The organism is Enterobacter sp. SES19, assembly GCF_011765665.1.
Taxonomy (GTDB): domain Bacteria; phylum Pseudomonadota; class Gammaproteobacteria; order Enterobacterales; family Enterobacteriaceae; genus Enterobacter; species Enterobacter pseudoroggenkampii.
The window spans coordinates 2,956,161-2,980,475 of sequence record NZ_CP050320.1; the positions used below are offsets into that span (position 1 = coordinate 2,956,161).

Below are 24,315 nucleotides of genomic sequence, written 5' to 3' on the forward strand. Positions count from 1 at the left end.
TTAACTTTTCTCCACAACCTTATGCCAGTTATCTGCAAGCTCTCTTCGAGCCCCCCTCTCCCCTCCTGGCGGAAAAGAGAATCCAACTCGCCATTTTGAACAACCGTTAGAGCACCTAATTTCTGCGCCCCCCCAGTTCAACCCACGACTTCGGACCTTCAGTGAAGAGGACATGCCACAATTGGGGCATTTCGGTAGATCAGTCATTCCCCAGCCCCTGCAGACGCTGAAAATTAGCCAGCTTCGCTTTCGTGCGGCCGATTTCGGTCGAGATATGGCGCGATGAGGGAATAATCAGATCATCTGGGCGGCTGGCGAAATGCATTTTCTCTCATTTACGGTCTTAAATTACCATCCTGAGATTTACGCCTCTTATGCATTTGCTAACAAACTCAACAGTGTAAGCAGGGTCCTTCCTCGAGTTCATATGATTGCAAAAAACAGACTCACGCATACATGGGGACAGCATCTGCGTATGCCTCGGTACTTAACTCTATAGATAATGATGTTCTTCAATTACTTGCCACAAACCCTGAAATTTTTGATTTCGAAACAATTGATGATGGAGTAGTTAACATTAACGACTTTCAGACCATGGGGGTTGTAGCATTTGCGAAAGGACGTCTGTTCTCAATTCTCCCAACTGGAAGTGTGAGGATCATGAATCGCCGAGTTAAGGTAAACGCACCTTATAAGCAGTCTTGCCTTGAAACGAGAGATCGCATGGTTGCAAAACTCTGAGATCGTCTGTGCAGAGCATTCCCAGCATTGCATGAGTTTGGTTGTTAATTTAAAAAACGGTGTGGTATAACGGGAATTGCCGGATATTGAAGTTCGGACAATTTTGGGACATTTTCGGACAGAGCGTCGTAAGTGACTGAAATATAAGACAGATAAAAAGAGACCGAATACGATTCCTGTATTCGGTCCAGGGAAATGGCTCTTGGGAGAGAGCCGTGCGCTAAAAGTTGGCATTAATGCAGGCTAAGTCGCCTTGCCTTTTAAGAATAGATGACGACGCCAGGTTTTCCAGTCCACAGCTAAAGCGGTCGGAAAAAAAGCGCCAGAGCATCATAAAATGTGAAAAACCGCAGTGCTTTCGCAAGCATCTGCGGTTTTTTATTGGAAACCTGAACGTTAGCAGAGCTTGTCGGCACGCTCGATAAACGGCGCCAGACTCATCTTTTGTCCCGGATGCGCCGGGTCATCGATCTGAATAATGCTGATCGGCTGGCCGCTACTCTTGCCGCTGGCTACCTGCTGCTCTGCGGTATCATTTAACGGGTATTGCACAAGCGTGCTCGGGTTAATGGCATACAGCGCATGGCCCGGACGGCAGGTCAGCATCACCTCTTCGCGATTGAACGCCCATTTGTCCTTACCGACTTCAAAACGGCTGACGGTGATAACCTGCGGTGCGGCAAGCGCGCTCCCCGTGCAGGCCAGCAATATGAGAGAAAGTACTGTCTTTTTCATATGATATTTAACCTTGTCAGAAGGGTTCCCAGGTAGCGAACAGACTGACCGTTGCCAGTACCAGCGCGCCCAGCACCACTTCTGCCTGTGTCATCCTGATAAAAATCTGTTGTGCTCGCCCGGTCTCCGGACGAAACCGTGGCACCAGAAAATACCGATTTGCCAGCGCAATTACCACCATCAACGCCACCAGCGCACATTTGAACAACAAAAACTGCACGTAGCCAGCCTGCCAGGGTATATGGACGCCCAGTATCATGAGCGTATTGATCGCTCCGCTGAGCAGCACGCCCGCGACGGCATAATGGCCCACGCGCGAGAAGCGCATCATGGTATAGATGGCGGCATTCTGCCAGCGCCCTTTCGCCAGACGCATGCAGAACAGCAGGGGCAGTAATCCGCCAAGCCAGGCTGCAGCGCAGATCAGGTGAAAAGCATAGTTAAGCCGCTGCAACGCCCCCATCGGACCGTCGTTCATCGCCGCGTGACCTACCCCAGCCAGCAGGATAAGCTGGCCCATGGCGAGCAGCAGCAGCCGCGACCCCTTCAGCGGCGCGAGCCATGCCGCAGCGACCGTCATCGCAGCGAGAATCATTTGCCACAGCCAGACGCCGCCAAACTGTGTCCTCATCACGCCGTACCAGACCTGCGGGGCAAACACATCTCCCCAGCCGTTACCCATCAGTCCGCCCTGAAGCATAAACATCAGGAGTGCAGCCTCCAGGCTCACCAAGGCCGCCACTTTCTGCTGCAGCTGGAAACGCCGGGACATCAGCCGCTGGAGGGAAGAAGGCGCAAACCAGACGCTGTAAAGCGCGTTGCCAAAAACCAGCATCAGCGCCCCGAAATGGATAAAGCGCAACCCGATATAACACAGCGCCAGCATGCTATTTCACGCTAAAGTGATAGCTGCCTTTGGTTTTATGACCGTCTACAGAGACGACATGCCAGTCTACCTGGTACGTCCCTGACGTCAGCGTTTGTTCCAGCGGAACGGTGAGTAGCGCCTTGTTCTTTTCGTCTCGCGTAGCGGTACCCGTTTTGATGACCTGCTTTTGCGCGTCCGTCACCACCACACCGCTAAATCCCGGTTCGATGCCTTCTGAAAAATGCAGCGTAAGTGCCTGCGGAGCGCTCACCACGCTGTCCGCTGCTGGGATCTGCTGCTTAAGATGCGCATGCGCCAGCGCGGAGGAGGTCATCATTGTAGAGGTCAGAAAAACCAGTGCGCATACCGCGCGGGAAGCGGAGAAACCCATCGCAATCATTCCTTTTTGTTATGTCTGTATGCTAAAGAATAACGCTGTATAATAAGCGAGTCGAGGAACATCCTGCCTCCGCTTGTCATCGTCGTGCAATCGCGGTAACGTTGCCGCCGCATAAAAAGGAGAAGGTAATGAAGATCAATCTGGCCGCCCTTCCACAGGACGAGATGGATAAAGTAAATGTCGATCTCGCTGCCGCTGGCGTCGCGTTTAAAGAGCGTTACAACATGCCTGTTGTGGCTGAAGTCGTTGAACGGGAACAGCCCGCCCATCTGCGCGACTGGTTTCGCGAAAGACTCATCGCCCACCGTCTCGCCTCGGTTAACCTCTCCCGTTTACCGTACGAACCTAAAGTTAAATAAGCTTAACGAGCCGTTACACTTCCTTACGCGGAATCTGGCAGGATAAGAAAACCCTGATAAATTTAGGTGTATTCTTAAATCTCTGCGACTCAGTGTATAAGGAAGTCACGATGTCACATTGGAATATAGCGGCAGCTCAGTATGGCGGTCAGCACCAGAGTGTGGATGACCATGTTACGCACCACCTGCGCTTCATCGCCGAAGCAGCACGGCAGCGATGTGATTTGCTGGTCTTCCCTGAACTCTCATTAACGGGCTCAGGCGCACCGACGTTACCTCCCCCACCCGATGACGCGCAGCTGGAACCGCTGCTTGACGCGGCACATTTTTACCGGATTACCGTGATTGCCGGGCTCCCCCTGGAACGGAACGGTCAGCGCCAGAAAGGCCTCGCGCTCTTCACGCCCGCCCGTCACCGCATCCTGCGCTACCCGCAAGGTAGCGGTGCCAGCCTGGTGCCGGGGGAGAAACAGCTCAGCATTATTGATGCGCATGCCGATTCACCCAATCTCGATCCCAGAGCGTCGCTGTTTACCAGCAGTCAGTCCGTAGAGGATCACCGCTGGCGGCAGTCCATCAGTACCCTGCAGCGCTTCGCGCATAAATATGCCATTGCGGTGCTGATGGCGAACGCCTGCGGCGGTAGCGCGCTGTGGGATGAAAAAGGCCAGCTGATCGTCCGCGCAGATCGAGGCGAGCTGCTGTTGACCGGCACGCTCGGCGGAGAGGGTTGGCAAGGCGATATCATTCCTTTAGGCTAGGCGTTTTAAGCTCAGGAGTGTTCAATGCTGCGCGTCATCGATACCGAAACTTGCGATCTTCAGGGCGGAATAGTGGAAGTGGCTTCTGTCGACGTGGTTGATGGTAAAATCGTCAATCCAATGAGCCATCTGGTGCGTCCCGACCGCCCCATCAGCCCTCAGGCGATGGCTATCCATCGCATTACCGAATCGATGGTAGCGGATAAGCCGTGGATCGAAGAGATCATTCCGCACTACTACGGTAGCCCGTGGTACGTCGCGCATAACGCCAGTTTTGACCGCCGGGTGTTACCTGAAATGCCGGGGGAATGGATTTGTACCATGAAGCTGGCGCGTCGCCTCTGGCCGGGAATTAAATACAGCAACATGGCGCTGTACAAGTCCCGCAAGCTCAGCGTCAGAACGCCTGAGGGACTGCACCATCACCGGGCCCTGTATGACTGCTATATCACCGCCGCGTTACTGATAGATATTATGAATATCTCTGGCTGGACGCCGGATGATATGGCGACCATCACCGGCCGTCCTGCACTTCTGACCACATTTACCTTTGGGAAATATCGCGGGAAGCCGGTGTCCGAGGTGGCGGATAAAGACCCGGGCTATTTGCGCTGGCTGTATAACAACCTCGACAGAATGAGCCCGGAACTGCGCTTAACGCTGAAACATTATCTGGGCGACGCTTAACGCTCCGCACGGCCTGGCAGCGTGTCCTGCGCCAGGCCTATTAAAAAGGCATATTCCAGGGCAACTCCTTCGTAGGATTTAAATCGTCCCGATTTCCCGCCGTGACCGGAGTCCATATCGGTACACAGCAGCAGCAGGTTGTCATCGGTTTTCAGCTCCCGCAGTTTTGCCACCCATTTTGCTGGCTCCCAGTACTGCACCTGAGAATCATGCAAACCGGTGGTAACCAGCATATGCGGGTAGGCTTTCGCCTCCACGTTATCGTACGGGCTGTACGTTTTCATATAGCGGTAGTACATCTCATCCTGCGGATTACCCCACTCTTCAAACTCCCCTGTCGTAAGCGGGATGGATTCATCGAGCATGGTCGTCACCACATCGACAAACGGAACCTGCGCGACAATCCCCTTAAAGCGGTCGGGACGCTGGTTGATCGCCGCCCCCATCAGCATGCCGCCCGCGCTGCCGCCCATCCCAAAGCAAAGCTGCGGATCCCCGTAGCCCTGCTCAATCAGCGCATCGCAGACGTCGAGGTAGTCATTGAAGGTGTTTTTCTTTTTCAGGAATTTCCCGTCTTCATACCAGTGCTGCCCCAGCTCACCGCCACCGCGAATATGGGCGATGGCGAAGACAAAGCCGCGATCGAGCAGGCTTAACCGACTGCTGCTGAAATCGGCGTCCATGCTTGAGCCATACGAACCGTAACCGTACACCAGGATCGGGTTTTTGCCTTTCTGGAAGTGGGCTTTGTGATAGACGAGCGAGACGGGGACCTCGACGCCATCCCGGGCGGTGACCCACAGGTGCTCGCTGCGGTAGTTTTCAGACTCAAACCCTTTGACCTCGGTCTGTTTAATCACCTGACGCTGCCCGGTATCCATATCCAGCTCAAACAGGGTGTCCGGCGTGGTCATCGATGAGTAGCCGTAGCGCAGCCGCGAGGATTCAGGTTCAGGGTTGAAACCAATCCACGTCACATAGGCCGGGTCGTCGAACGCGATCCCCACCACTTCCCGCGTTTTACGGTTGATTTGCCGGATACTGGTCAGCCCTCGCTGACGCTCTTCCACCACCAGCCAGTCGGTAAACAGGGTGAACCCTTCAAGCATCACCTGATCCCGCGCGGGGATAAGCACCTCCCATTTGCGCTCATCGCGCACTTTGGTTTTATAGAGACCAAAGTTTTTGCCCTCGCGATTAGAGCGCAAATAAAAGCTGTGCTGGAAGTGATCCAGGCTGTACTCGTGATCCTTGCGGCGCGGCAGGAAACAGAGCGGCTGGGCGTCGGGCAGTTCGGCATCCAGCAGCAGAACTTCCGAGGTCGTCGCGCTGGCCAGGAAGATAATCACATAGTGGCGCGAGGAGGTTTTATGCAGGCTGACATAGAACGTTTCGTCTTTCTCTTCATAGACCAGCTCGTCGTCAGCGGAGTCCGTTCCCACGGTGTGTCGCCACACCTGATAAGGCAGCAGCGTCGAGGCGTGCTTTTTGACGTAGTAAACCGTCTCGGAATCATTCGCCCAGACAAAATCCGGGGAGACGTTTTCCAGCATTTCCGGATACCAGTTGCCGGTGTCCAGATTGCGAAAACGCAGGCCGTACTGGCGACGGGAGAGATAATCCTCCGCCAGCGCCATCACCGCGTTATCCGGCGAAATGGACATGCCGCCCAGGGTATAAAATTCGCTGTGGGCGGCGCGCTGGTTGGCATCCAGCAGAATATCCCACTCATCCCATTCGGCGCTTAATACCGACTGACGCTGGTAGATGGGATACTCATTGCCGGGCTCGTAAATATGGCGATAGCGATAGCCGTTTTTGGTCCAGGGCGCGGAGATATCGCGCTGAGGAATACGCTGCACCATCTCATTCAGCAGCTGGTCCTGAAGCGTCTGCTGGCTGGACATGACCTTGCGGCCATAGTCGTTTTCCTCGTGCAGGTAGTCGAGTACCTCTGGCCGGGAGCGCGAATCGTCCCGCAGCCAGTAATAGTTGTCTATGCGCGTATCGCCATGCGTGGTGATCGCATAAGGAGTACGTCGAGCTTTCGGTGGCATGTCATCATTCTTTTAAGTTTTACACCCTATAAGGTTGGCAAAACCCACGCATGATGCAAGCGAAACAGCGTCGCGACGGCGGAGGCTATCCCTGTAACGCCTGTTTTTGTTCGCGGATATCCCGCTCAATGCCCTCGCGCACGTCCTGAGGGATCTTTAACGCATCACCCAGGGCGTTAAGGTAGCCCCGCTCCATAAAGTGATCGATATCGATGGCGGCACAGCTGAGGAAATAGAGCTCCAGCGCCTCTTCCTCATTTTTCACACTTTGCGCAAGACGCTGCGGCTCAAGCGGCTGTTCGATGGCCTGCGCCACCAGCGCTCTGCCCTTCTCTTCAACGCCGGCTTCACGCAGCTGCTGCTCGATCGCCGATCGTTCTTTATCGTCAATATGCCCGTCACTTTTCGCGGCAAAAACCAGCGCAAGAATGAGCCGTTCGGTACGCAGATCCAGCGGCGAGGTGTGCTCGCCATAATGCGGTTCATCGCTGTGCGCGGTCCGTACCCGGTCCTTGTACTTATTCCACAGCACGGTGCCCGCGATAGCGCCGCCGCCGGCCAGCAGTGCACCTGTGCCATATTTTGCCAGCAGCTTGCGTGAGGATTTATTCGCGACCAGCAGGCCTGCCAGCCCGCCGAGCGCCCCGGGTACCAGCAGTTTGCTCAGGTCCCGTTCGCCAGAAGATGTTTTCTGCCCTAACAGGGATTGCAATTGATTTAACCAGCCAGACATGGTTTCCCTCACTTAACGGTGAACATGTTCCACAGCGTAAGCGAGCGGGCGTCAGGAAATGTCTGGTCGGGCTAAAGAAGCGCAAATTTCTGCCCTCGCGTTTATCCCTGCGCAAGACAGACGCAAACGTTTTCGTTTATACTGCGCGCAACTTTTTTAGGGGGATTGTTATGATTCGTTTAGGAACTGCGCTGCGACCTGCGGCGACGCGAGTGGTGCTGTTGGGATCGGGCGAGCTGGGAAAAGAGGTCGCCATTGAGTGCCAACGTTTAGGTGTGGAAGTCATCGCCGTAGACCGTTACGCCGACGCACCCGCCATGCACGTCGCCCATCGTTCTTATGTGATTAACATGCTGGATGGCGATGCCCTTCGCGAACTGATTACGCGCGAGAAGCCCGATTTCGTTGTACCGGAAATTGAAGCGATTGCCACCGATACGCTGATCGCCCTGGAGCAGGAAGGCCAGCGCGTGGTGCCCTGTGCGAAAGCCGCAAAGCTGACCATGAACCGTGAAGGCATTCGTCGCCTGGCGGCAGAAGAGCTGGGATTGCCCACCTCGAGCTATCGTTTTGCGGGCGATAAGGCCGCGTTCCTGCAGGCCGTAGAGGAGATTGGCTACCCGTGTATCGTTAAGCCGGTGATGAGCTCCTCCGGTAAAGGGCAGAGCTTCATTCGCGACAGCAGCACGCTCGATAAGGCGTGGGATTACGCCCAACAGGGTGGCCGCGCCGGCGCCGGTCGCGTCATCGTTGAAGGCGTCGTGAAGTTTGATTTCGAGATCACCCTGCTGACCGTCAGCGCCGTTGACGGCGTCCATTTCTGCGATCCGATTGGCCACCGTCAGGAAGATGGCGATTACCGCGAATCCTGGCAGCCGCAGCAGATGAGCGCCCTGGCGCTGGAGCGTGCTCAGGCGATCGCCCGTAAAACCGTCCTCGCGCTGGGCGGCTATGGCCTGTTCGGCGTAGAGCTGTTTGTATGCGGTGATGAGGTGATTTTCAGTGAAGTCTCCCCTCGCCCGCATGACACCGGCATGGTCACGCTGATTTCGCAGGATCTTTCCGAGTTCGCCCTGCACGTGCGCGCCTTCCTCGGCCTGCCCGTCGGCGGTATCCGTCAGTACGGCCCGGCCGCCTCGGCGGTCATCCTGCCGCAGTTAACCAGCCAGAACGTTACGTTTGAAAACGTCGACGCGGCAGTGGGTGCCGGGTTGCAGGTACGTTTGTTCGGCAAGCCGGAGATCGACGGTACCCGTCGTCTTGGCGTGGCATTAGCCACCGGGGATAACGTTGACGACGCCGTGGCGAGAGCGAAAGCAGCCGCAGCAAGCGTTAAGGTAACGGGATAAAAAAACGGGCCGAAAGGCCCGTTTTTCATGCGGCGAATGGCTTACTGCTTCGCGCCTTCCACCGCTTCGCGAGCCAGTTTTGTGATGCGATCCCAGTCGCCCGCTTCCAGCGCATCCGCCGGAACCAGCCATGAGCCACCGATGCACAGCACGCTTTTCAGCGCCAGGTAGTCACGGTAGTTGGCAGGAGAGATACCCCCCGTCGGGCAGAAGCGTACCTGAGAGAAGGGACCCGCAATCGCCTGAAGCGCTTTAGTGCCGCCGTTCGCTTCAGCCGGGAAGAATTTGAACTCTTTCAGACCGTAGTCCATGCCCAGCATCAGTTCAGAGACGGTGCTGATGCCCGGGATCAGCGGAATAGTGCCTTCGGTCGCGGCTTTCAGCAGCGACTCGGTCAGGCCCGGGCTGATGGCAAACTGCGCGCCCGCTTCGGTCACTTCAGCCAGCTGTTTTACGTTCGTCACGGTACCCGCACCGATGATGGCGTCCGGCACTTCTTTAGCAATCGCGCGAATGGCATCCATCGCGCAGGCGGTACGCAGGGTCACTTCCAGAACGCGAACGCCACCCGCAACCAGCGCTTTCGCCATCGGTACAGCGTGCTCCAGCTTGTTTACCACGATAACCGGCACGACAGGGCCAGTGGTCAGGATTGCTTCTGCACTTGTTTTCCAGTTTTTCATCAGAGTTTTCTCTCGCCAGATCGTTAAAATCAAGTCGTCTTAAAACGTAATACAGGTTGCGCCCTGCTCCGCACCGGAGAGCTTCTCACGCAGCGCGCTGAACATTTCGCGTCCGGTCCCCACGCGCGATGCGCTCAGGTCAGGAATATGGGGTTGACGTGCCGCCAGCTCGGCGTCATCCACCAGCAGGGTTAACTCGCCTGTCTGACCGTTAACGCGGATCATGTCACCGTCGCGCACTTTCGCCAGCAACCCGCCGTCGTAGGCTTCAGGCGTCACGTGGATGGCTGAAGGCACTTTGCCGGATGCCCCGGAGAGGCGTCCATCGGTTACTAACGCAATTTTGAAACGGCGGTCCAATAATACACCAAGTGGTGGCATAAGTTTATGTAATTCTGGCATCCCGTTAGCTTTAGGCCCCTGATGACGCACCACCACCACGCAGTCTTTGTCGAGCAGACCGGCGTCAAAGGCGGGTAACACGTCGTGCTGGCTTTCAAACACCACCGCCGGCGCTTCGATAATCTGGTTCTCTTCCGGTACTGCAGAGGTCTTCATTACCGCACGACCGAGGTTGCCGCTCAGCACTTTGGTGCCGCCGTGTGGAGAGAACGGTTTGTCGATGGTGGCGATCACCTGCGCATCAAGAGACGCGCTCGCCCCTTCGCGCCAGTCCAGCTCGCCGTTGTTCAACCACGGCTCCTGGGTATAGCGCTGAAGGCCAAAGCCTGCCACGGTATTTACGTCTTCATGCAGCAGTCCGCCTTTCAGCAGCTCGCGCATCAGCAGCGGTACGCCGCCCGCGGCCTGGAAGTGGTTAATATCCGCCGGACCGTTCGGGTACAGGCGTGCCATCAGCGGCACCACGGAAGAGATCTCGGAGAAGTCATCCCAGTTAATCAGAATGCCCGCCGCACGCGCCATGGCCACCAGGTGCATGGTGTGGTTGGTTGACCCCCCGGTTGCCAGCAGCGCGACAATCCCGTTGACGATGACTTTTTCGTCGACCATTTTGCCCATCGGCATCCATTCGTTGCCGTTGCCAGTCAGACGCGTAACCTGACGGGCCGCGGCCTCGGTCAGCGCCTTGCGCAGCGGCGCGTCCGGCTGGATAAAGGACGAGCCCGGAAGCTGCATCCCCATAAATTCCACCACCATCTGGTTAGTGTTAGCCGTACCGTAGAACGTACAGGTCCCCGGCGCATGATAGGACGCAGCTTCCGCCTCCAGCAGCGCCTGACGGTCTGCTTTCCCTTCCGCGTACAGCTGGCGGATGCGCACTTTTTCTTTGTTCGGCAGACCGCTCGCCATTGGGCCTGACGGCACGAAGATCGCTGGCAGATGCCCAAACGACAGCGCCGCCATTACCAGGCCCGGGACAATCTTGTCGCACACGCCGAGATAGAGCGCGCCATCAAACATATTGTGCGACAGGCCAACCGCCGCGGACATAGCAATCACTTCGCGGCTCAGCAGGGAGAGTTCCATACCGTCCTGGCCCTGCGTCACGCCGTCGCACATGGCGGGTACCCCACCCGCCACCTGGCCGACCGCATTCACGCTGTGCAGCGCTTTACGGATGATATCCGGGTAAACCTCATAGGGCTGGTGCGCGGAGAGCATATCGTTATAGGAGGTAATGATGGCGATATTGTTACGCAACATGCTTTTCAGCGACGCTTTATCATCAGGCTGGCAGGCGGCGAAACCGTGCGCCAGGTTACCGCAGGCCAGTTGAGATCGGTGGACGGTGTTGCTCTTTGCCTGTTCAATCCGGGCGAGGTAGGCCGAGCGGGTCTCTTTCGAGCGCTCAATAATGCGTTGTGTTACGCGTAACAATGTCGGATTCATAAAAGCTCCTCTAATTTATCTGTCCGGGCTCTGGAGTTTACAAAGTCGCTGGCAGTTGTTAACAACGCTGAAACGCTTGCTGTCCGGAGCTCAGGGGCAAAATCACTTCCGGCAGTGTAATAAAAAAAGCTCCGCGGGTGAATCCACGCGGAGCTTAAAAGTTGAAAATTGTGCCACTAGCTGAGTTAGATCATGTTACCGGTAAAATAACACTTTCGGGCTAGCGGATTATCTTACTCAAACTCGTTCCAGGAGCGGCCATCGCGGGTGATCATCGCCACCGACGCGACCGGTCCCCAGGTGCCCGCCTGATACGGTTTTGGCGCATCCTGGTCGGCAGCCCAGGCTTCGGTGATGGAGTCGACCCATTTCCACGCCTCTTCCACTTCATCGCGGCGCACGAACAGCGCCTGGATACCGCGCATGGTTTCCAGCAGCAGACGCTCGTAAGCATCGGCCAGGTGCGTCTGGTTAAAGGTTTCAGAGTAGCTCAGATCCAGCTTGGTGGTCTGCAGGTTGTGTTTATGATCCAGACCCGGCACTTTGTTCAGGATCTGGATATCCACGCCCTCGTCCGGCTGCAGACGAATGGTCAGTTTGTTCTGCGGCAGCTCCTGCCAGGACTCTTTGAACAGGTTCAGTTCCGGGTTTTTGAAGTAAACAACCACTTCGGAACATTTGGCCGGCAGACGTTTACCGGTGCGCAGGTAGAACGGAACCCCCGCCCAACGCCAGTCGTCGATATCCACGCGGATTGCCACGAACGTCTCGGTGTTGCTGGACTTGTTCGCGCCCTCTTCTTCCAGGTAGCCAGGCACTTTTTTGCCCTGCGCAAACCCGGCGGTGTACTGACCGCGAACGGTCTTCTCACGCACGTTGGAGCGGTCGATGCGGCGCAGTGACTTCAGCACTTTCACTTTTGCGTCACGGATGCTGTCCGCCGTCAGGTCAGACGGTGGAGACATAGCAATCATGCACAGGATCTGCAGCAGGTGGTTCTGGATCATGTCGCGCATCTGACCGGCCTGGTCAAAGTAACCCCAGCGACCTTCAATCCCCACCTCTTCCGCCACGGTGATTTCCACGTGGTCGATAGTGCGGTTGTCCCAGTTATTTACAAACAGGGAGTTAGCAAAACGCAGCGCCAGCAGGTTCAGTACCGTCTCTTTACCGAGATAGTGGTCGATACGGTAGACCTGGCACTCTTCAAAGAACTCGCCCACCTGGTCGTTGATTTCACGCGAGGTTGCCAGCGAGGTACCCAGCGGCTTCTCCATCACGACGCGCGCCGGTTTGGCGTTCAGTTTGGCTTCGCCCAGGCCTTTGCAGATGGCGCCGAAGGTGCTTGGCGGCATGGCGAAATAGTTAATGGTGACACGGTTTTTCTGATCCAGCATCGCGCCTAAGCGGGTAAACGCGCTGACGTCATTAACGTCCAGGTTGCAGAAATCGAGACGTCCACTCAGGGTATCCCACAAACTTTCATCAATTTTTTCCTTCATGAAAGTTTCGAGCGCCTCGCGGACGACTTTGGTATAAGCGTCCTTGTCCCAGTCGGCGCGCCCTACACCCAGGATACGGGTATCCGGATGAATTTGACCCGCTTTCTCCAGTTGATACAGGGAAGGCAGCAATTTTCGGCGTGCAAGGTCGCCTTTCGCGCCGAAAATGACCAGGTCACATGCCTGGGCTGTTTGCGTTACCGCCATGTCATTCTCCTCAGTTGGATCACCTGGTACTTCTGCCAGGTATCGTTGTAATTTTATTACAATGCACTGTACTGCTTTTACGTCATTCCCGAAACCATTAGCGCTTATCGTCGCGTGCGATACCGCGATTTTTCACCCTTTGGATGATTACGACGGCTTAATGACGCAACAACCGTCGTTTCTTTGCGCAACAGGGTCACAGTAAAACCCGACACCGATCAAGTAATGAAAAAAAACAACAACATTATCTTGTCGATTGTTACCCTTAATGGAAGCCACAAGGGTAATATCGGCTAAATCGAATCACGATTTCATCAATTTATGAAATCGTTTACACCCATGAGCATCCTGTTAACATGAACATGCTGGAAAAAATCCAGTTTCAACTGGAACACCTTAGCAAATCCGAGCGAAAAGTGGCCGAGGTCATTCTCGCCTCTCCCGCTCAGGCGATTCATTCAAGCATCGCCGCTCTGGCACAGGAAGCGGGTGTTAGCGAACCCACGGTCAATCGCTTTTGCCGCAGCCTGGAAACGCGCGGCTTCCCTGATTTTAAACTGCATCTGGCACAAAGTCTGGCTAACGGCACCCCTTATGTTAATCGTAATGTGGATGAAGACGACAGCGTTGATGCCTATACCGCGAAAATTTTTGAGTCGGCTATGGCTTCGCTTGACCACGTCCGACAGTCTCTGGACATGAGTTCCGTGAATCGCGCGGTGGATTTACTTACCCAGGCGAAGAGGATTGCGTTCTTCGGTCTCGGCTCATCGGCGGCCGTGGCGCATGACGCGATGAACAAATTTTTCCGCTTTAACGTCCCGGTTATTTATTCCGATGACATTGTGCTGCAACGCATGAGCTGTATGAATTGCAGTGAGGATGACGTCGTGGTACTGATTTCACATACCGGCCGCACCAAGAGTCAGGTAGAGCTGGCGCAGCTGGCCCGTGAAAACGATGCCATGGTGATTGCCCTCACCACGGCAGGCACGCCGCTGGCGCGTGAAGCAACGCTGGCAATCACCCTCGACGTGCCGGAAGACACCGACATTTATATGCCGATGGTTTCCAGACTGGCGCAGCTCACCGTGATTGACGTGCTGGCGACCGGTTTTACCTTACGTCGGGGCGCAAAATTCCGGGATAACTTGAAGCGGGTCAAGGAAGCGCTGAAGGAATCGCGTTTTGATAAAGAATTGCTTATAAAGAGCGATGTTCCCTGATAGTTGATAACGAAGACGTAACCAATAATTACGATGTAACGATTTACGGCATTCGGTCCACTCTCCGCTGCCTTGCAGCAGATGAAGACCGATTCAATGTTCACGCAACACCAAAGTTGTTTCAGTCAACGGAGTATTACATGTCCAGAAGGCTTCGCAGAACCAAGATCGTAACCACCTTAGGCCCGGCCACCGATCGCGATAATAATCTTGAGAAAATTATCGCCGCTGGTGCCAACGTGGTGCGTATGAACTTCTCTCACGGTACGCCAGAAGACCATAAATTACGTGCCGACAAAGTGCGTGAAATCGCAGCAAAACTGGGCCGCCACGTGGCTATCCTCGGTGATTTGCAGGGTCCCAAAATCCGTGTCTCAACCTTTAAAGAAGGTAAAGTTTTCCTCAATATCGGCGACAAATTCCTGCTGGATGCCAACCTGGGCAAAGGCGAAGGCGATAAAGAAAAAGTCGGTATCGACTATAAAGGCCTGCCGGCTGACGTGGTACCTGGCGATATCCTGCTGCTTGACGACGGTCGCGTACAGCTGAAAGTGCTGGAAGTTCAGGGCATGAAAGTGTTCACCGAAGTCACCGTCGGCGGCCCGCTCTCCAACAATAAAGGCATCAACAAACTGGGTGGCGGCCTCTCTGCAGAAGCGCTTACCGATAAAGACAAAGCGGACATCGTGACGGCTGCGCTGATCGGCGTTGACTACCTGGCCGTCTCCTTCCCGCGCTGCGGCGAAGATCTGAACTATGCGCGTCGCCTGGCGCGCGATGCAGGCTGCGATGCCAAAATCGTCGCCAAAGTTGAGCGTGCGGAAGCCGTTTGCGATCAGGATGCCATGGACGACGTGATCCTCGCGTCTGACGTGGTGATGGTTGCGCGCGGCGACCTGGGCGTGGAAATTGGCGACCCTGAGCTGGTCGGTATCCAGAAAGCGCTGATTCGTCGCGCACGTCAGCTGAACCGCGCGGTGATCACCGCCACTCAGATGATGGAATCGATGATCACCAACCCAATGCCAACCCGTGCAGAAGTCATGGACGTGGCGAACGCCGTGCTGGACGGTACCGATGCGGTGATGCTCTCTGCGGAAACCGCCGCGGGCCAGTATCCGGCAGAAACCGTGGCCGCCATGGCGCGCGTCTGCCTGGGCGCTGAAAAGATCCCAAGCATCAACGTCTCTAAACACCGTCTGGACGTGCAGTTCGACAATGTGGAAGAAGCGATTGCGATGTCGGCAATGTATGCGGCAAACCATCTGAAGGGCGTTACCGCGATCATCACCATGACTGAATCTGGCCGCACCGCGCTGATGACCTCGCGTATCAGCTCGGGTCTGCCGATCTTCGCCATGTCCCGTCATGAGCGTACCCTGAACCTGACGGCGCTGTACCGCGGCGTGACGCCAGTCCACTTCGACAGCACCAATGATGGCGTGGCCGCCGCGCACGATGCCGTAAACCTGCTGCGCGACAAAGGCTATCTGGTGTCCGGTGATATCGTCATTGTGACCCAGGGCGATGTAATGAGCACCATCGGCTCAACCAACACCACCCGCGTTATGACCGTCGAGTAATAACGTCTCTGTTAAAAAGCCCTCTCCAGATGGAGAGGGCTTTTTTATTTCGTTGGATACAGCTCTTTGCGTTTATACGGCTCTGTTTCGCCCGGTTTGCGCGTTTTAAGCAGCTTCAGAATCCACGTGTACTGTTCGGCATGCGGCCCCACCAGTATCTCTACCTCTTCGTTCATTCGACGCGCGATGGTGTGGTCGTCTGCGGTCAGCAGATCGTCCATCGGAGGACGGACCTCAATACTCAGACGATGCGTTTTGCCGTCATAGACCGGGAATAGCGGGATCACGCGGGCACGACAGACTTTCATCAGGCGACCTATCGCAGGGAGCGTCGCTTTATAGGTCGCAAAGAAATCGACAAACTCGCTGTGCTCGGGGCCGTGATCCTGATCCGGTAGATAGTAGCCCCAGTACCCCTGACGTACCGACTGAATGAAGGGCTTAATGCCATCGTTACGGGCATGCAGGCGTCCGCCAAAACGACGACGCACCGTGTTCCAGACAAAATCGAAAATCTTATTGCCCTGATTGTGGAACATTGCCGCCATCTTCTGGCCCTGAGAGGCCATCAGCATCGCCGGAATATCAACGCCCCAGCCGTGGGGGACGAGGAAAATGACTTTCTCGTCATTGCGGCGCATCTCCTCGATGATCTCCAGCCCTTTCCAGTCAATGCGATCGACGATTTTATCCGGCCCTTTCAGCGCCAGCTCCGCCATCATCGCCATGGCCTGCGGCGCGGTAGTATACATCTCATCAATGATTGCCTCGCGCTCGGCGTCGCTTTTCTCAGGAAAACAGTAATAGAGGTTGATCTGCGCACGACGGCGGGCGCTCTTGCCTAAACGCCCCGCCAGACGACCAATTTTACCCAGAACGGGATCGCGAACAGAGGCAGGCAGCATCGCCATCCCCGCAAAGGCGTAAACACCAAGCCAGGCGCCCCAGTTGCGCGGATGGCGGAAGGATTTTTCAAACTCAGGAATGTATTCAATATTGTTTTTTTGGGTTTCCATGCTGGATCCAGGGTCTGATGACGCAAAATTTTATTCAGATAGTGTAGCGAGGCAGTCGTCCACGCACAAAAGAAAAAGCCGGCGTCAGTGTGCGCCGGCTTTTTTAACAAAAACAGAGAACTTAGTTTAAGCTCAGCTGCGGCATCACCTCTTTCACCTGCGCCAGATAATCAGTACGATCTTTACCTGTCAGGCCTTCAGTGCGCGGCAGTTTCGCGGTCAGCGGGTTCACTGCTTGTTGGTTGATCCACACTTCATAGTGCAGGTGCGGGCCGGTAGAGCGTCCGGTATTTCCGGAGATCGCGATACGGTCCCCGCGCTTCACCTTCTGGCCCGGTTTGACCAGCAGCTTACGCAGGTGCATATAGCGGGTCGTATACGTACGGCCATGACGTACCGCGACATAATATCCGGCGGCACCGCTACGCTTGGCCACCACCACTTCGCCATCCCCTACCGCCAGTACCGGCGTGCCCTGCGGCATAGCAAAGTCAACGCCACGGTGCGGTGCGACGCGCCCGGTTACCGGGTTCAGACGACGCGGGTTAAAGTTCGAGGAGACGCGGAACTGTTTTGCCGTCGGGAAACGCAGGAAGCCTTTCGCAAGGCCCGTACCGCTGCGGTCATAGAACTTACCGTCTTCGGCACGAATCGCGTAGTAATCTTTGCCCTCAGAGCGCAGACGTACGCCCAGCAGCTGGCTTTGCTCGCGTTTGCCGTCCAGCATTTCGCGGGACATCAGAACGGAGAACTCATCGCCCTTCTTCAGCTTACGGAAATCCATCTGCCACTGCATGGCTTTGATCACCGAGCTGATTTCAGCGCTGGTCAAGCCCGCATCTCGCGCGCTGGAGACAAAGCTCGCGCCCACGGTGCCTTTCAGAACGCTGTTAACCCAGTCGCCCTTCTGCATTTCGCTGGTCATCTTGAAACCGTTTGCAGTGCGATCGTAGGTGCGGGTTTCGCGGCGGGACATTTCCCAGGTCAGACGCTGGAGATCGCCATCCGCCGTTAGTGTCCAGGAGAGCTGTTGTCCAATTTTCAGGTTACGAAGATCTTTATCCGCAGCCGCCAGCTGGCTGATATTGCCCATGTCGATGCCGTACTGGTTCAGCACGCTGCTCAGCGTGTCCCCGGTAGACACAACATATTCGTGAATACCGGCTTCGTTCTCGGTTTTATCGTCCAGCTCATCCTGCGGGATGGCTTCATCTTCCTGAGCCGCCTGGTCGATAGGCTCACTGGCTTCAGGCAGCAAAGAACGGATTTCGCTCTTTTCAAGCTCAATGGTTTTGATGATAGGGGCAGAACTCGGGTGGTAAACATAGGGCCGCCAGACGGCGACCGCTAAGGTGAGTACTGTAAGCGACCCCAGCATAACGCGGTGGGGTCGAGGCAGATTGTTAAATGCCAGGGCGACAGAGCGGGCTATCTGTTGCACGTATTCACTTCCTCGTTAATCTCCTTTCAGGCAGCTCGCATACTGGTTCGCCAGTTGGCTGAGGAACTGCGAATAGCTCGCTTTGCTCAACTGGATATTCGTACCTAGCGGGTCAAGGGTTCCCATGCGCACGGATGTTCCCCTGGCCACGGCTTCTACGACCGCTGGCCTGAACTGTGGCTCAGCAAAAACGCATGTCGCTTTTTGCTCAACCAGCTGTGTTCTGATTTCATGTAAACGCTGCGCACCAGGCTGAATTTCAGGATTGACAGTAAAATGACCCAGCGGGGTCAAACCGTAGTGTTTTTCGTAATAGCCATAGGCGTCATGAAAAACGAAATACCCTTTACCTTTCAACGGTGCGAGCTCATTACCTACCTGCTTATCGGTTGCGGCTAATTGTGCCTCAAAATCCTTCAGGTTGGCGTCTAGTTTGGCTCGACTTTGCGGCATAAGTTCCACTAATTTGTCATGGATTGCAACCGCTGAAAGCCGCGCTATCTCTGGGGATAACCAAAGATGCATGTTGTACTCGCCGTGATGGTGATCTCCATCACCTTTTTCACCCTCTGCAGCGTGATGGTCATGTTCGTCACCGTCGTCATCCGCCCCTTTCATGAGCAGCGGTTTCACGCCGGGGAGGTCTGCAATCGCGACCTGCTTTTCGCCGGCAACCTGTTTTGCTGACTTCTGCATGAACGCTTCCATTTCCGGGCCAATCCAGACGACTAAGTCCGCGTTTTGTAAGCGTTTTACATCTGACGGGCGCAGGGAATAGTCATGCTCGGATGCACCATCAGGGAGCAGAACCTGGGTTTCCGTGACCCCGTCTGCAATGGCCGACGCGATGAATCCGAGTGGTTTAAGCGAAGCGACAACCGCAGCGTTAACATCTTGTGCGGTTGTACCCCAAAGGGCAGCGGATAATGCTGCGAAAAGAAGCGTATTTTTATGTAACATAATGCGACTAATCATCGTAGTGAATGCGTGGAATGTGATATTATAACATTCGTTGACTTCTTCAAGCTTAAAATGACATGACGACATTGGTTTCCCTTGAAAATATTTCGGTCTCATTTGGCCAGCGCCGCGTCCTCTCTGACGTGTCGCTCGATCTGAGGCCCGGCAAAATTCTGACGCTGCTCGGCCCCAATGGCGCAGGCAAATCCACCCTGGTGCGCGTGGTGCTGGGTCTGGTCGCACCCGATGAAGGCGTGATCAAGCGCGAGGAAAAATTGCGTATCGGCTATGTGCCGCAAAAACTTCATCTCGACGCCACGCTGCCGCTGACGGTCAGCCGCTTCCTGCGTCTGCGCCCCGGCACGCGTAAAGCCGATATTCTCCCGGCACTGAAACGCGTGCAGGCGGGCCATCTTGTCGATGCGCCGCTGCAAAAACTGTCCGGCGGTGAAACTCAGCGCGTCTTACTTGCCCGCGCGCTGCTGAGCAGCCCGCAGCTGCTGGTGCTGGATGAGCCAACACAGGGGGTCGACGTCAACGGCCAGGTCGCGCTATACGATCTTATTGACCAGCTGCGTCAGGAACTGAACTGCGCGGTGCTGATGGTATCCCACGACCTGCATCTGGTGATGGCAAAGACTGACGAAGTGCTGTGTCTTAACCACCATATCTGCTGCTCCGGCACGCCAGAAGTGGTCTCCATGCACCCGGAATTTATCTCCATGTTCGGCCCTCGCGGTGCTGAACAACTGGGCATCTATCGCCATCATCATAATCATCGCCATGATTTACAGGGACGAATCGTACTGCGTCGGGGAAATGGACACTCATGATTGAACTGTTACTGCCCGGCTGGCTGGCCGGGATTATGCTTGCCTGCGCCGCGGGTCCGCTCGGCTCGTTTGTCGTCTGGCGCAGAATGTCCTATTTTGGCGATACCCTGGCGCACGCGTCCCTGCTGGGTGTGGCTTTTGGCCTGCTGCTCAACGTCAACCCGTTTTACGCGGTGATTGTGGTCACGCTGTTGCTGGCCGCCGGTCTGGTCTGGCTGGAGAAGCGCCCTCACCTCGCAATTGATACGCTGCTTGGCATCATGGCGCATAGTGCCCTGTCTCTGGGCCTGGTGGTGGTCAGCCTGATGTCGAATATCCGCGTGGATCTGATGGCTTACCTGTTCGGTGACCTGCTGGCCGTCACGCCAGACGATCTCATCGCAATCGCCATTGGCGTTGTGGTGGTGCTCGCTATTCTGCTCTGGCAGTGGCGTAACCTGCTGGCCATGACCGTCAGCCCGGACCTGGCGTTTGTCGACGGCGTGAAGCTGCAGCGCGTTAAGCTGCTGCTGATGCTGGTAACGGCGTTAACCATAGGCGTGGCGATGAAGTTTGTCGGCGCGCTGATTATTACCTCGCTGCTGATCATCCCTGCGGCTACGGCGCGTCGTTTTGCCCGTACGCCGGAGCAGATGGCCGGTGTGGCCGTGATTGTCGGAATGATTGCGGTAACGGGTGGACTCACCTTCTCGGCGTTCTATGACACGCCTGCGGGGCCGTCTGTGGTGTTGAGTGCAGCGGTGCTGTTTATCTTCAGTATGATGAAGAAGACCGCAAATTAACATCGAGGGCGCTGATGCCCTCACCCTGGCCCTCTCCCACAGGGAGAGGGAACAATGCATTACGGCATTGCCGGTGGCGTAATGCCGAAATGATTCCACGCCCGCACCGTCGCCATACGTCCACGCGGGGTGCGCTGCAGGAAGCCCTGCTGGATCAGATACGGTTCAAGCACGTCCTCAATGGTTTCGCGCTCTTCCCCGATTGCCGCAGCCAGGTTATCCAGCCCGACCGGGCCGCCAAAGAACTTATCCAGCACCGCCAGCAGCAGTTTACGGTCCATATAGTCAAAGCCTTCGGCATCGACGTTCAGCATATCCAGCGCCTGAGCGGCGATCTCGGCGGAAATCGAGCCATCGTGCTTCACTTCGGCAAAGTCACGCACGCGGCGCAGCAGGCGGTTGGCGATACGCGGCGTACCGCGGGAACGCTTCGCCACTTCAAACGCCCCCTCTTCGCTCATCTCCAGCCCCATATAACGGGCGCTACGGCCAACGATATGCTGGAGGTCCGCTACCTGGTAAAACTCAAGACGCTGCACGATACCGAAACGGTCGCGCAGTGGAGAGGTCAACGACCCGGCGCGGGTCGTTGCACCAATCAGGGTAAACGGCGGCAGATCGATTTTGATGGAGCGCGCGGCCGGGCCTTCGCCGATCATGATATCCAGCTGGTAATCTTCCATCGCCGGATAGAGCACTTCCTCCACCACCGGTGACAGGCGGTGGATCTCATCGATAAACAGCACGTCATGCGGTTCGAGGTTGGTCAGCATCGCAGCGAGATCGCCCGCCTTCTCCAGCACCGGGCCGGAGGTGGTGCGCAGGTTGACGCCCATTTCATTGGCGACGATATTCGCCAGCGTGGTTTTCCCCAAACCTGGAGGGCCAAAAATCAGCAGGTGATCGAGCGCATCGCCGCGCAGCTTTGCCGCCTGGATGAAAATCTCCATCTGGGAACGAACCTGCGGCTGGCCGATATACTCATCAAGCAGTTTTGGGCGGATCGCGCGATCCACCACGTCATCTGCCTGAATAGTGCCTGCCGATACCAGGCGGTCTGCTTCAATCATCCTTTACCTCACAATGCAGCGCGCAGCGCTTCGCGAATCAGGGTTTCACTGCTGGCGTCCGGTTTGGCAATTTTGCTCACCATACGGCTGGCCTCCTGAGGTTTATAGCCCAGCGCCACCAGCGCGGCAACCGCTTCCTGCTCGGCATCATCATCCGTGGCAGGGCCGCCTGGCGAGGTCAGTACCAAATCGGCAGCCGGCGTGAACAGATCGCCATGCAGACCTTTAAAGCGGTCTTTCATCTCGACAATCAGGCGCTCTGCCGTTTTCTTGCCGATGCCCGGAAGCTTAATCAGCGCAGCAGGATCTTCGCGCTCAACGGCATTCACAAACTGTGACGCTGACATGCCGGATAAAATCGCCAGCGCCAGCTTCGGGCCAACGCCGTTAGTTTTAATCAGCTCGCGGAACAGGGTCCGCTCCTGCTTGTTATTGAAGCCGTACAGCAGCTGGGCATCTTCACGCACCACAAACTGAGTAAAGACAATCGCCTCTTTGCCCGCGTCCGGCAGCTCATAGAAGCAGGTCATCGGCATATGGACTTCATAGCCCACGCCACCCACTTCCAGCAGCACTAACGGGGGTTGTTTTTCAATGATGATGCCTCTGAGTCTGCCTATCACGTGACGCTCCTGCGTTCTGGGAGAAATTAACTGCCGACATAATAAAAAAAGGCTGGATGTTTATCCAGCCTGATTTCTCATTATCGTAACCTGCCTCGCGCCAGATTAAGCCGCGACTCGCTCATCTGCATCGCGTTCTGGCTGACGTGACAGTGGGTAATCGCAATCGCCAGCGCATCCGCGGCGTCAGCCTGCGGGTTCGCTGGCAGCTTCAGCAGGGTCCGCACCATGTGCTGCACCTGACTTTTCTCCGCGCTACCAATGCCCACCACCGTCTGCTTGACCTGACGTGCCGCGTATTCAAATACCGGCAAATCCTGGTTGACCGCAGCCACAATGGCCACTCCGCGCGCCTGACCGAGCTTTAGCGCCGAATCGGCGTTTTTCGCCATAAAGACCTGCTCGATAGCGAAATAATCCGGCTGAAACTGGGTGATGATCTCCGACACGCCCGCATAAATGAGCTTCAGGCGCGACGGCAGATCGTCCACTTTGGTGCGAATACAGCCACTGCCCAGGTAGGTTAGCTGGCGTCCCACCTGACGAATAACGCCATAACCGGTGACGCGTGAGCCTGGGTCAATCCCGAGAATAATCGACATCACGCGTCTCCTGTAACGGATTTACACGCTCTCATTAGAGAGTCGCTGCAACCTCATCAGAGATTTCACCGTTGTGGTACACTTCCTGCACGTCGTCGCAGTCTTCGAGCATGTCGATCAGACGCAGCAGTTTTGGTGCGGTTTCCGCATCCATGTCCGCTTTGGTGGACGGGATCATGGAGACTTCAGCGTTGTCCGCTTTCAGGCCAGCCGCTTCCAGCGCGTCGCGCACGGCACCCATCTCTTCCCATGCGGTGTAAACGTCGATAGCACCGTCATCGAACGTCACCACGTCTTCCGCACCGGCTTCGAGCGCCGCTTCCATGATCGCATCTTCATCGCCTTTCTCGAAGGAGATGACGCCTTTTTTGCTGAACAGGTAAGCAACGGAACCGTCAGTGCCCAGGTTGCCACCGGTTTTGGTGAACGCGTGGCGCACTTCCGCAACGGTACGGTTACGGTTGTCGGACAGGCACTCAACCATCACCGCCGTACCGCCAGGGCCGTAACCTTCATAAATGATGGTTTCCATGTTCGCGTCTTCGTCGCCGCCCACGCCACGTGCGATAGCACGGTTCAGGGTGTCACGCGTCATGTTGTTGGACAGCGCTTTATCAACCGCCGCGCGCAGACGCGGGTTAGAAGCCGGGTCACCGCCGCCCAGACGCGCTGCCGTCACCAGCTCGCGAATGATTTTGGTAAAGATCTTACCGCGCTTGGCATCCTGTGCCGCTTTGCGGTGTTTGGTGTTGGCCCACTTACTATGACCTGCCATAAAAATATCCTCAAAGAGCGCGCCTTTTCAGGCAGCGTTAATTACAAATTCTTCAATCGCCTGCCGGTTGCTCCACGACTTGGTCAGTGCGGCGGCCTCCGCCGCATTCACCCAGCGGTAGGTCAGGTGTTCGGTAAACACGATCTCCCGTTCATGGGGGAGCGCGAGACAGAACCACGACTCCGTGTTGCGCCTGGTACCCGGCGCGTAGCGATGACGTAAATGGCTAAAAATTTCAAACTCCACCGTGCGCTGACAGTCCTTCAGGGTCAGTTGCTCGCGGGCAACGTCAATGGCGACCTCTTCCTTTACTTCACGCGCGGCGGCCTGCGGCGCGGTTTCTCCCTCTTCCAGACTGCCGGTTACCGACTGCCAGAAATCAGGGTCATCGCGCCGCTGCAACATCAGCACCCGCTTCGTGTCTTCTGCATAAATGACCACCAGAACCGAAACGGGAAGCTTATATTCCAT

The 24,315-nt window shown here is 56.0% G+C and carries 25 protein-coding genes; 8 read left to right on the plus strand and 17 right to left on the minus strand.

What is annotated here, in order from left to right:
• Positions 1-199: 199 nt before the first annotated feature.
• From GXP72_RS22790 to yobA, 4 genes are all read right to left on the minus strand, one after another.
• Positions 200-325, minus strand: coding sequence for a hypothetical protein (locus GXP72_RS22790; RefSeq protein WP_265589657.1), 126 nt, complete (start codon positions 323-325; stop codon positions 200-202).
• 812 nt (positions 326-1,137) lie between these two features.
• A complete protein-coding gene (locus GXP72_RS14125) occupies positions 1,138-1,476 on the minus strand; it encodes a YebY family protein (protein WP_024909705.1) in 339 nt (112 codons plus the stop codon).
• A 16-nt stretch (positions 1,477-1,492) separates the two neighbouring features.
• Positions 1,493-2,362: a copper homeostasis membrane protein CopD gene (gene copD, locus GXP72_RS14130; RefSeq protein WP_208763020.1), complete on the minus strand. Its 870-nt coding sequence runs from the start codon at positions 2,360-2,362 to the stop codon at positions 1,493-1,495.
• 1 nt (position 2,363) lies between these two features.
• Positions 2,364-2,735, minus strand: coding sequence for a CopC domain-containing protein YobA (gene yobA, locus GXP72_RS14135; protein WP_024909703.1), 372 nt, complete (start codon positions 2,733-2,735; stop codon positions 2,364-2,366).
• A 137-nt stretch (positions 2,736-2,872) separates the two neighbouring features.
• On the opposite strand from yobA, the gene GXP72_RS14140 reads away from it, so the two are divergent.
• The 3 genes from GXP72_RS14140 to exoX all read left to right on the plus strand — a co-directional run bounded on the left by GXP72_RS14140 (position 2,873) and on the right by exoX (position 4,551).
• Positions 2,873-3,103, plus strand: coding sequence for a DNA polymerase III subunit theta (locus GXP72_RS14140; RefSeq protein ID WP_008500465.1), 231 nt, complete (start codon positions 2,873-2,875; stop codon positions 3,101-3,103).
• Positions 3,104-3,213: 110 nt separating this feature from the next.
• Positions 3,214-3,864: a carbon-nitrogen hydrolase family protein gene (locus GXP72_RS14145; protein ID WP_024909702.1), complete on the plus strand. Its 651-nt coding sequence runs from the start codon at positions 3,214-3,216 to the stop codon at positions 3,862-3,864.
• A 24-nt stretch (positions 3,865-3,888) separates the two neighbouring features.
• A complete protein-coding gene (exoX, locus tag GXP72_RS14150; RefSeq protein WP_010432611.1) occupies positions 3,889-4,551 on the plus strand; it encodes an exodeoxyribonuclease X in 663 nt (220 codons plus the stop codon).
• Here the strand turns inward: exoX and ptrB are convergent.
• Together ptrB and GXP72_RS14160 are read right to left on the minus strand one after the other, a co-directional pair.
• On the minus strand, positions 4,548-6,608 hold the full coding sequence (gene ptrB, locus GXP72_RS14155; protein WP_032647775.1) for an oligopeptidase B: 2,061 nt from the start codon (positions 6,606-6,608) through the stop codon (positions 4,548-4,550). The genes exoX and ptrB overlap by 4 nt on opposite strands.
• A gap of 85 nt (positions 6,609-6,693) precedes the next feature.
• Positions 6,694-7,341: a DUF533 domain-containing protein gene (locus GXP72_RS14160; protein ID WP_090419768.1), complete on the minus strand. Its 648-nt coding sequence runs from the start codon at positions 7,339-7,341 to the stop codon at positions 6,694-6,696.
• Positions 7,342-7,511: 170 nt separating this feature from the next.
• Between GXP72_RS14160 and purT the strand changes: the two genes are divergently transcribed.
• On the plus strand, positions 7,512-8,690 hold the full coding sequence (purT, locus tag GXP72_RS14165) for a formate-dependent phosphoribosylglycinamide formyltransferase (RefSeq protein ID WP_090419766.1): 1,179 nt from the start codon (positions 7,512-7,514) through the stop codon (positions 8,688-8,690).
• Between the two features lie 41 nt (positions 8,691-8,731).
• On the opposite strand, the gene kdgA is transcribed toward purT, so the two are convergent.
• From kdgA to zwf, 3 genes are all read right to left on the minus strand, one after another.
• Positions 8,732-9,373 carry a bifunctional 4-hydroxy-2-oxoglutarate aldolase/2-dehydro-3-deoxy-phosphogluconate aldolase gene (kdgA, locus tag GXP72_RS14170; RefSeq protein ID WP_024909698.1) on the minus strand — a complete coding sequence of 214 codons (642 nt, stop codon included), beginning with the start codon at positions 9,371-9,373 and terminating at the stop codon, positions 8,732-8,734.
• 39 nt (positions 9,374-9,412) lie between these two features.
• Complete coding sequence (gene edd / locus GXP72_RS14175; protein ID WP_023336101.1) at positions 9,413-11,224, minus strand: phosphogluconate dehydratase; 1,812 nt, start codon at positions 11,222-11,224, stop codon at positions 9,413-9,415.
• 233 nt (positions 11,225-11,457) lie between these two features.
• Positions 11,458-12,933 carry a glucose-6-phosphate dehydrogenase gene (gene zwf, locus GXP72_RS14180; protein ID WP_023312228.1) on the minus strand — a complete coding sequence of 492 codons (1,476 nt, stop codon included), beginning with the start codon at positions 12,931-12,933 and terminating at the stop codon, positions 11,458-11,460.
• Positions 12,934-13,289: 356 nt separating this feature from the next.
• Here zwf and GXP72_RS14185 point away from each other — a divergent pair, with 356 nt between their 5' ends.
• Together GXP72_RS14185 and pyk are read left to right on the plus strand one after the other, a co-directional pair.
• Positions 13,290-14,159, plus strand: coding sequence for a MurR/RpiR family transcriptional regulator (locus tag GXP72_RS14185; protein WP_023312229.1), 870 nt, complete (start codon positions 13,290-13,292; stop codon positions 14,157-14,159).
• Between the two features lie 140 nt (positions 14,160-14,299).
• Entirely contained in the window at positions 14,300-15,742 is a 1,443-nt protein-coding gene (gene pyk, locus GXP72_RS14190) for a pyruvate kinase (protein ID WP_008500455.1), read from the plus strand.
• A gap of 44 nt (positions 15,743-15,786) precedes the next feature.
• Here pyk and lpxM read toward each other — a convergent pair whose 3' ends face one another.
• From lpxM to znuA, 3 genes are all read right to left on the minus strand, one after another.
• Positions 15,787-16,758, minus strand: coding sequence for a lauroyl-Kdo(2)-lipid IV(A) myristoyltransferase (gene lpxM, locus GXP72_RS14195; RefSeq protein ID WP_024909695.1), 972 nt, complete (start codon positions 16,756-16,758; stop codon positions 15,787-15,789).
• A gap of 121 nt (positions 16,759-16,879) precedes the next feature.
• Positions 16,880-18,199 (minus strand): murein DD-endopeptidase MepM, encoded by a 1,320-nt coding sequence (mepM, locus tag GXP72_RS14200; protein WP_024909694.1) that lies wholly within the window; start codon positions 18,197-18,199, stop codon positions 16,880-16,882.
• Between the two features lie 15 nt (positions 18,200-18,214).
• Positions 18,215-19,159: a zinc ABC transporter substrate-binding protein ZnuA gene (gene znuA, locus GXP72_RS14205; RefSeq protein WP_032642638.1), complete on the minus strand. Its 945-nt coding sequence runs from the start codon at positions 19,157-19,159 to the stop codon at positions 18,215-18,217.
• Between the two features lie 77 nt (positions 19,160-19,236).
• Here znuA and znuC point away from each other — a divergent pair, with 77 nt between their 5' ends.
• Complete coding sequence (gene znuC / locus GXP72_RS14210; protein ID WP_208763021.1) at positions 19,237-19,992, plus strand: zinc ABC transporter ATP-binding protein ZnuC; 756 nt, start codon at positions 19,237-19,239, stop codon at positions 19,990-19,992.
• Positions 19,989-20,774, plus strand: a complete 786-nt coding sequence (gene znuB, locus GXP72_RS14215; RefSeq protein WP_024909692.1) for a zinc ABC transporter permease subunit ZnuB — start codon at positions 19,989-19,991, stop codon at positions 20,772-20,774. Before znuC ends, znuB begins: the two co-directional genes overlap by 4 nt.
• Before the next feature lie 59 nt (positions 20,775-20,833).
• On the opposite strand, the gene ruvB is transcribed toward znuB, so the two are convergent.
• From ruvB to nudB, 5 genes are all read right to left on the minus strand, one after another.
• The gene (gene ruvB, locus GXP72_RS14220) at positions 20,834-21,844 is read right to left on the minus strand and encodes a Holliday junction branch migration DNA helicase RuvB (protein WP_023312235.1); all 1,011 of its coding nucleotides are present in this window, start codon (positions 21,842-21,844) and stop codon (positions 20,834-20,836) included.
• Positions 21,845-21,852: 8 nt separating this feature from the next.
• A complete protein-coding gene (gene ruvA, locus GXP72_RS14225; protein ID WP_090419754.1) occupies positions 21,853-22,467 on the minus strand; it encodes a Holliday junction branch migration protein RuvA in 615 nt (204 codons plus the stop codon).
• An 80-nt stretch (positions 22,468-22,547) separates the two neighbouring features.
• Positions 22,548-23,069 carry a crossover junction endodeoxyribonuclease RuvC gene (ruvC, locus tag GXP72_RS14230; protein ID WP_003859749.1) on the minus strand — a complete coding sequence of 174 codons (522 nt, stop codon included), beginning with the start codon at positions 23,067-23,069 and terminating at the stop codon, positions 22,548-22,550.
• A gap of 34 nt (positions 23,070-23,103) precedes the next feature.
• On the minus strand, positions 23,104-23,844 hold the full coding sequence (locus GXP72_RS14235) for a YebC/PmpR family DNA-binding transcriptional regulator (RefSeq protein ID WP_008500447.1): 741 nt from the start codon (positions 23,842-23,844) through the stop codon (positions 23,104-23,106).
• A gap of 27 nt (positions 23,845-23,871) precedes the next feature.
• On the minus strand, positions 23,872-24,315 hold the full coding sequence (gene nudB, locus GXP72_RS14240; RefSeq protein ID WP_048992232.1) for a dihydroneopterin triphosphate diphosphatase: 444 nt from the start codon (positions 24,313-24,315) through the stop codon (positions 23,872-23,874).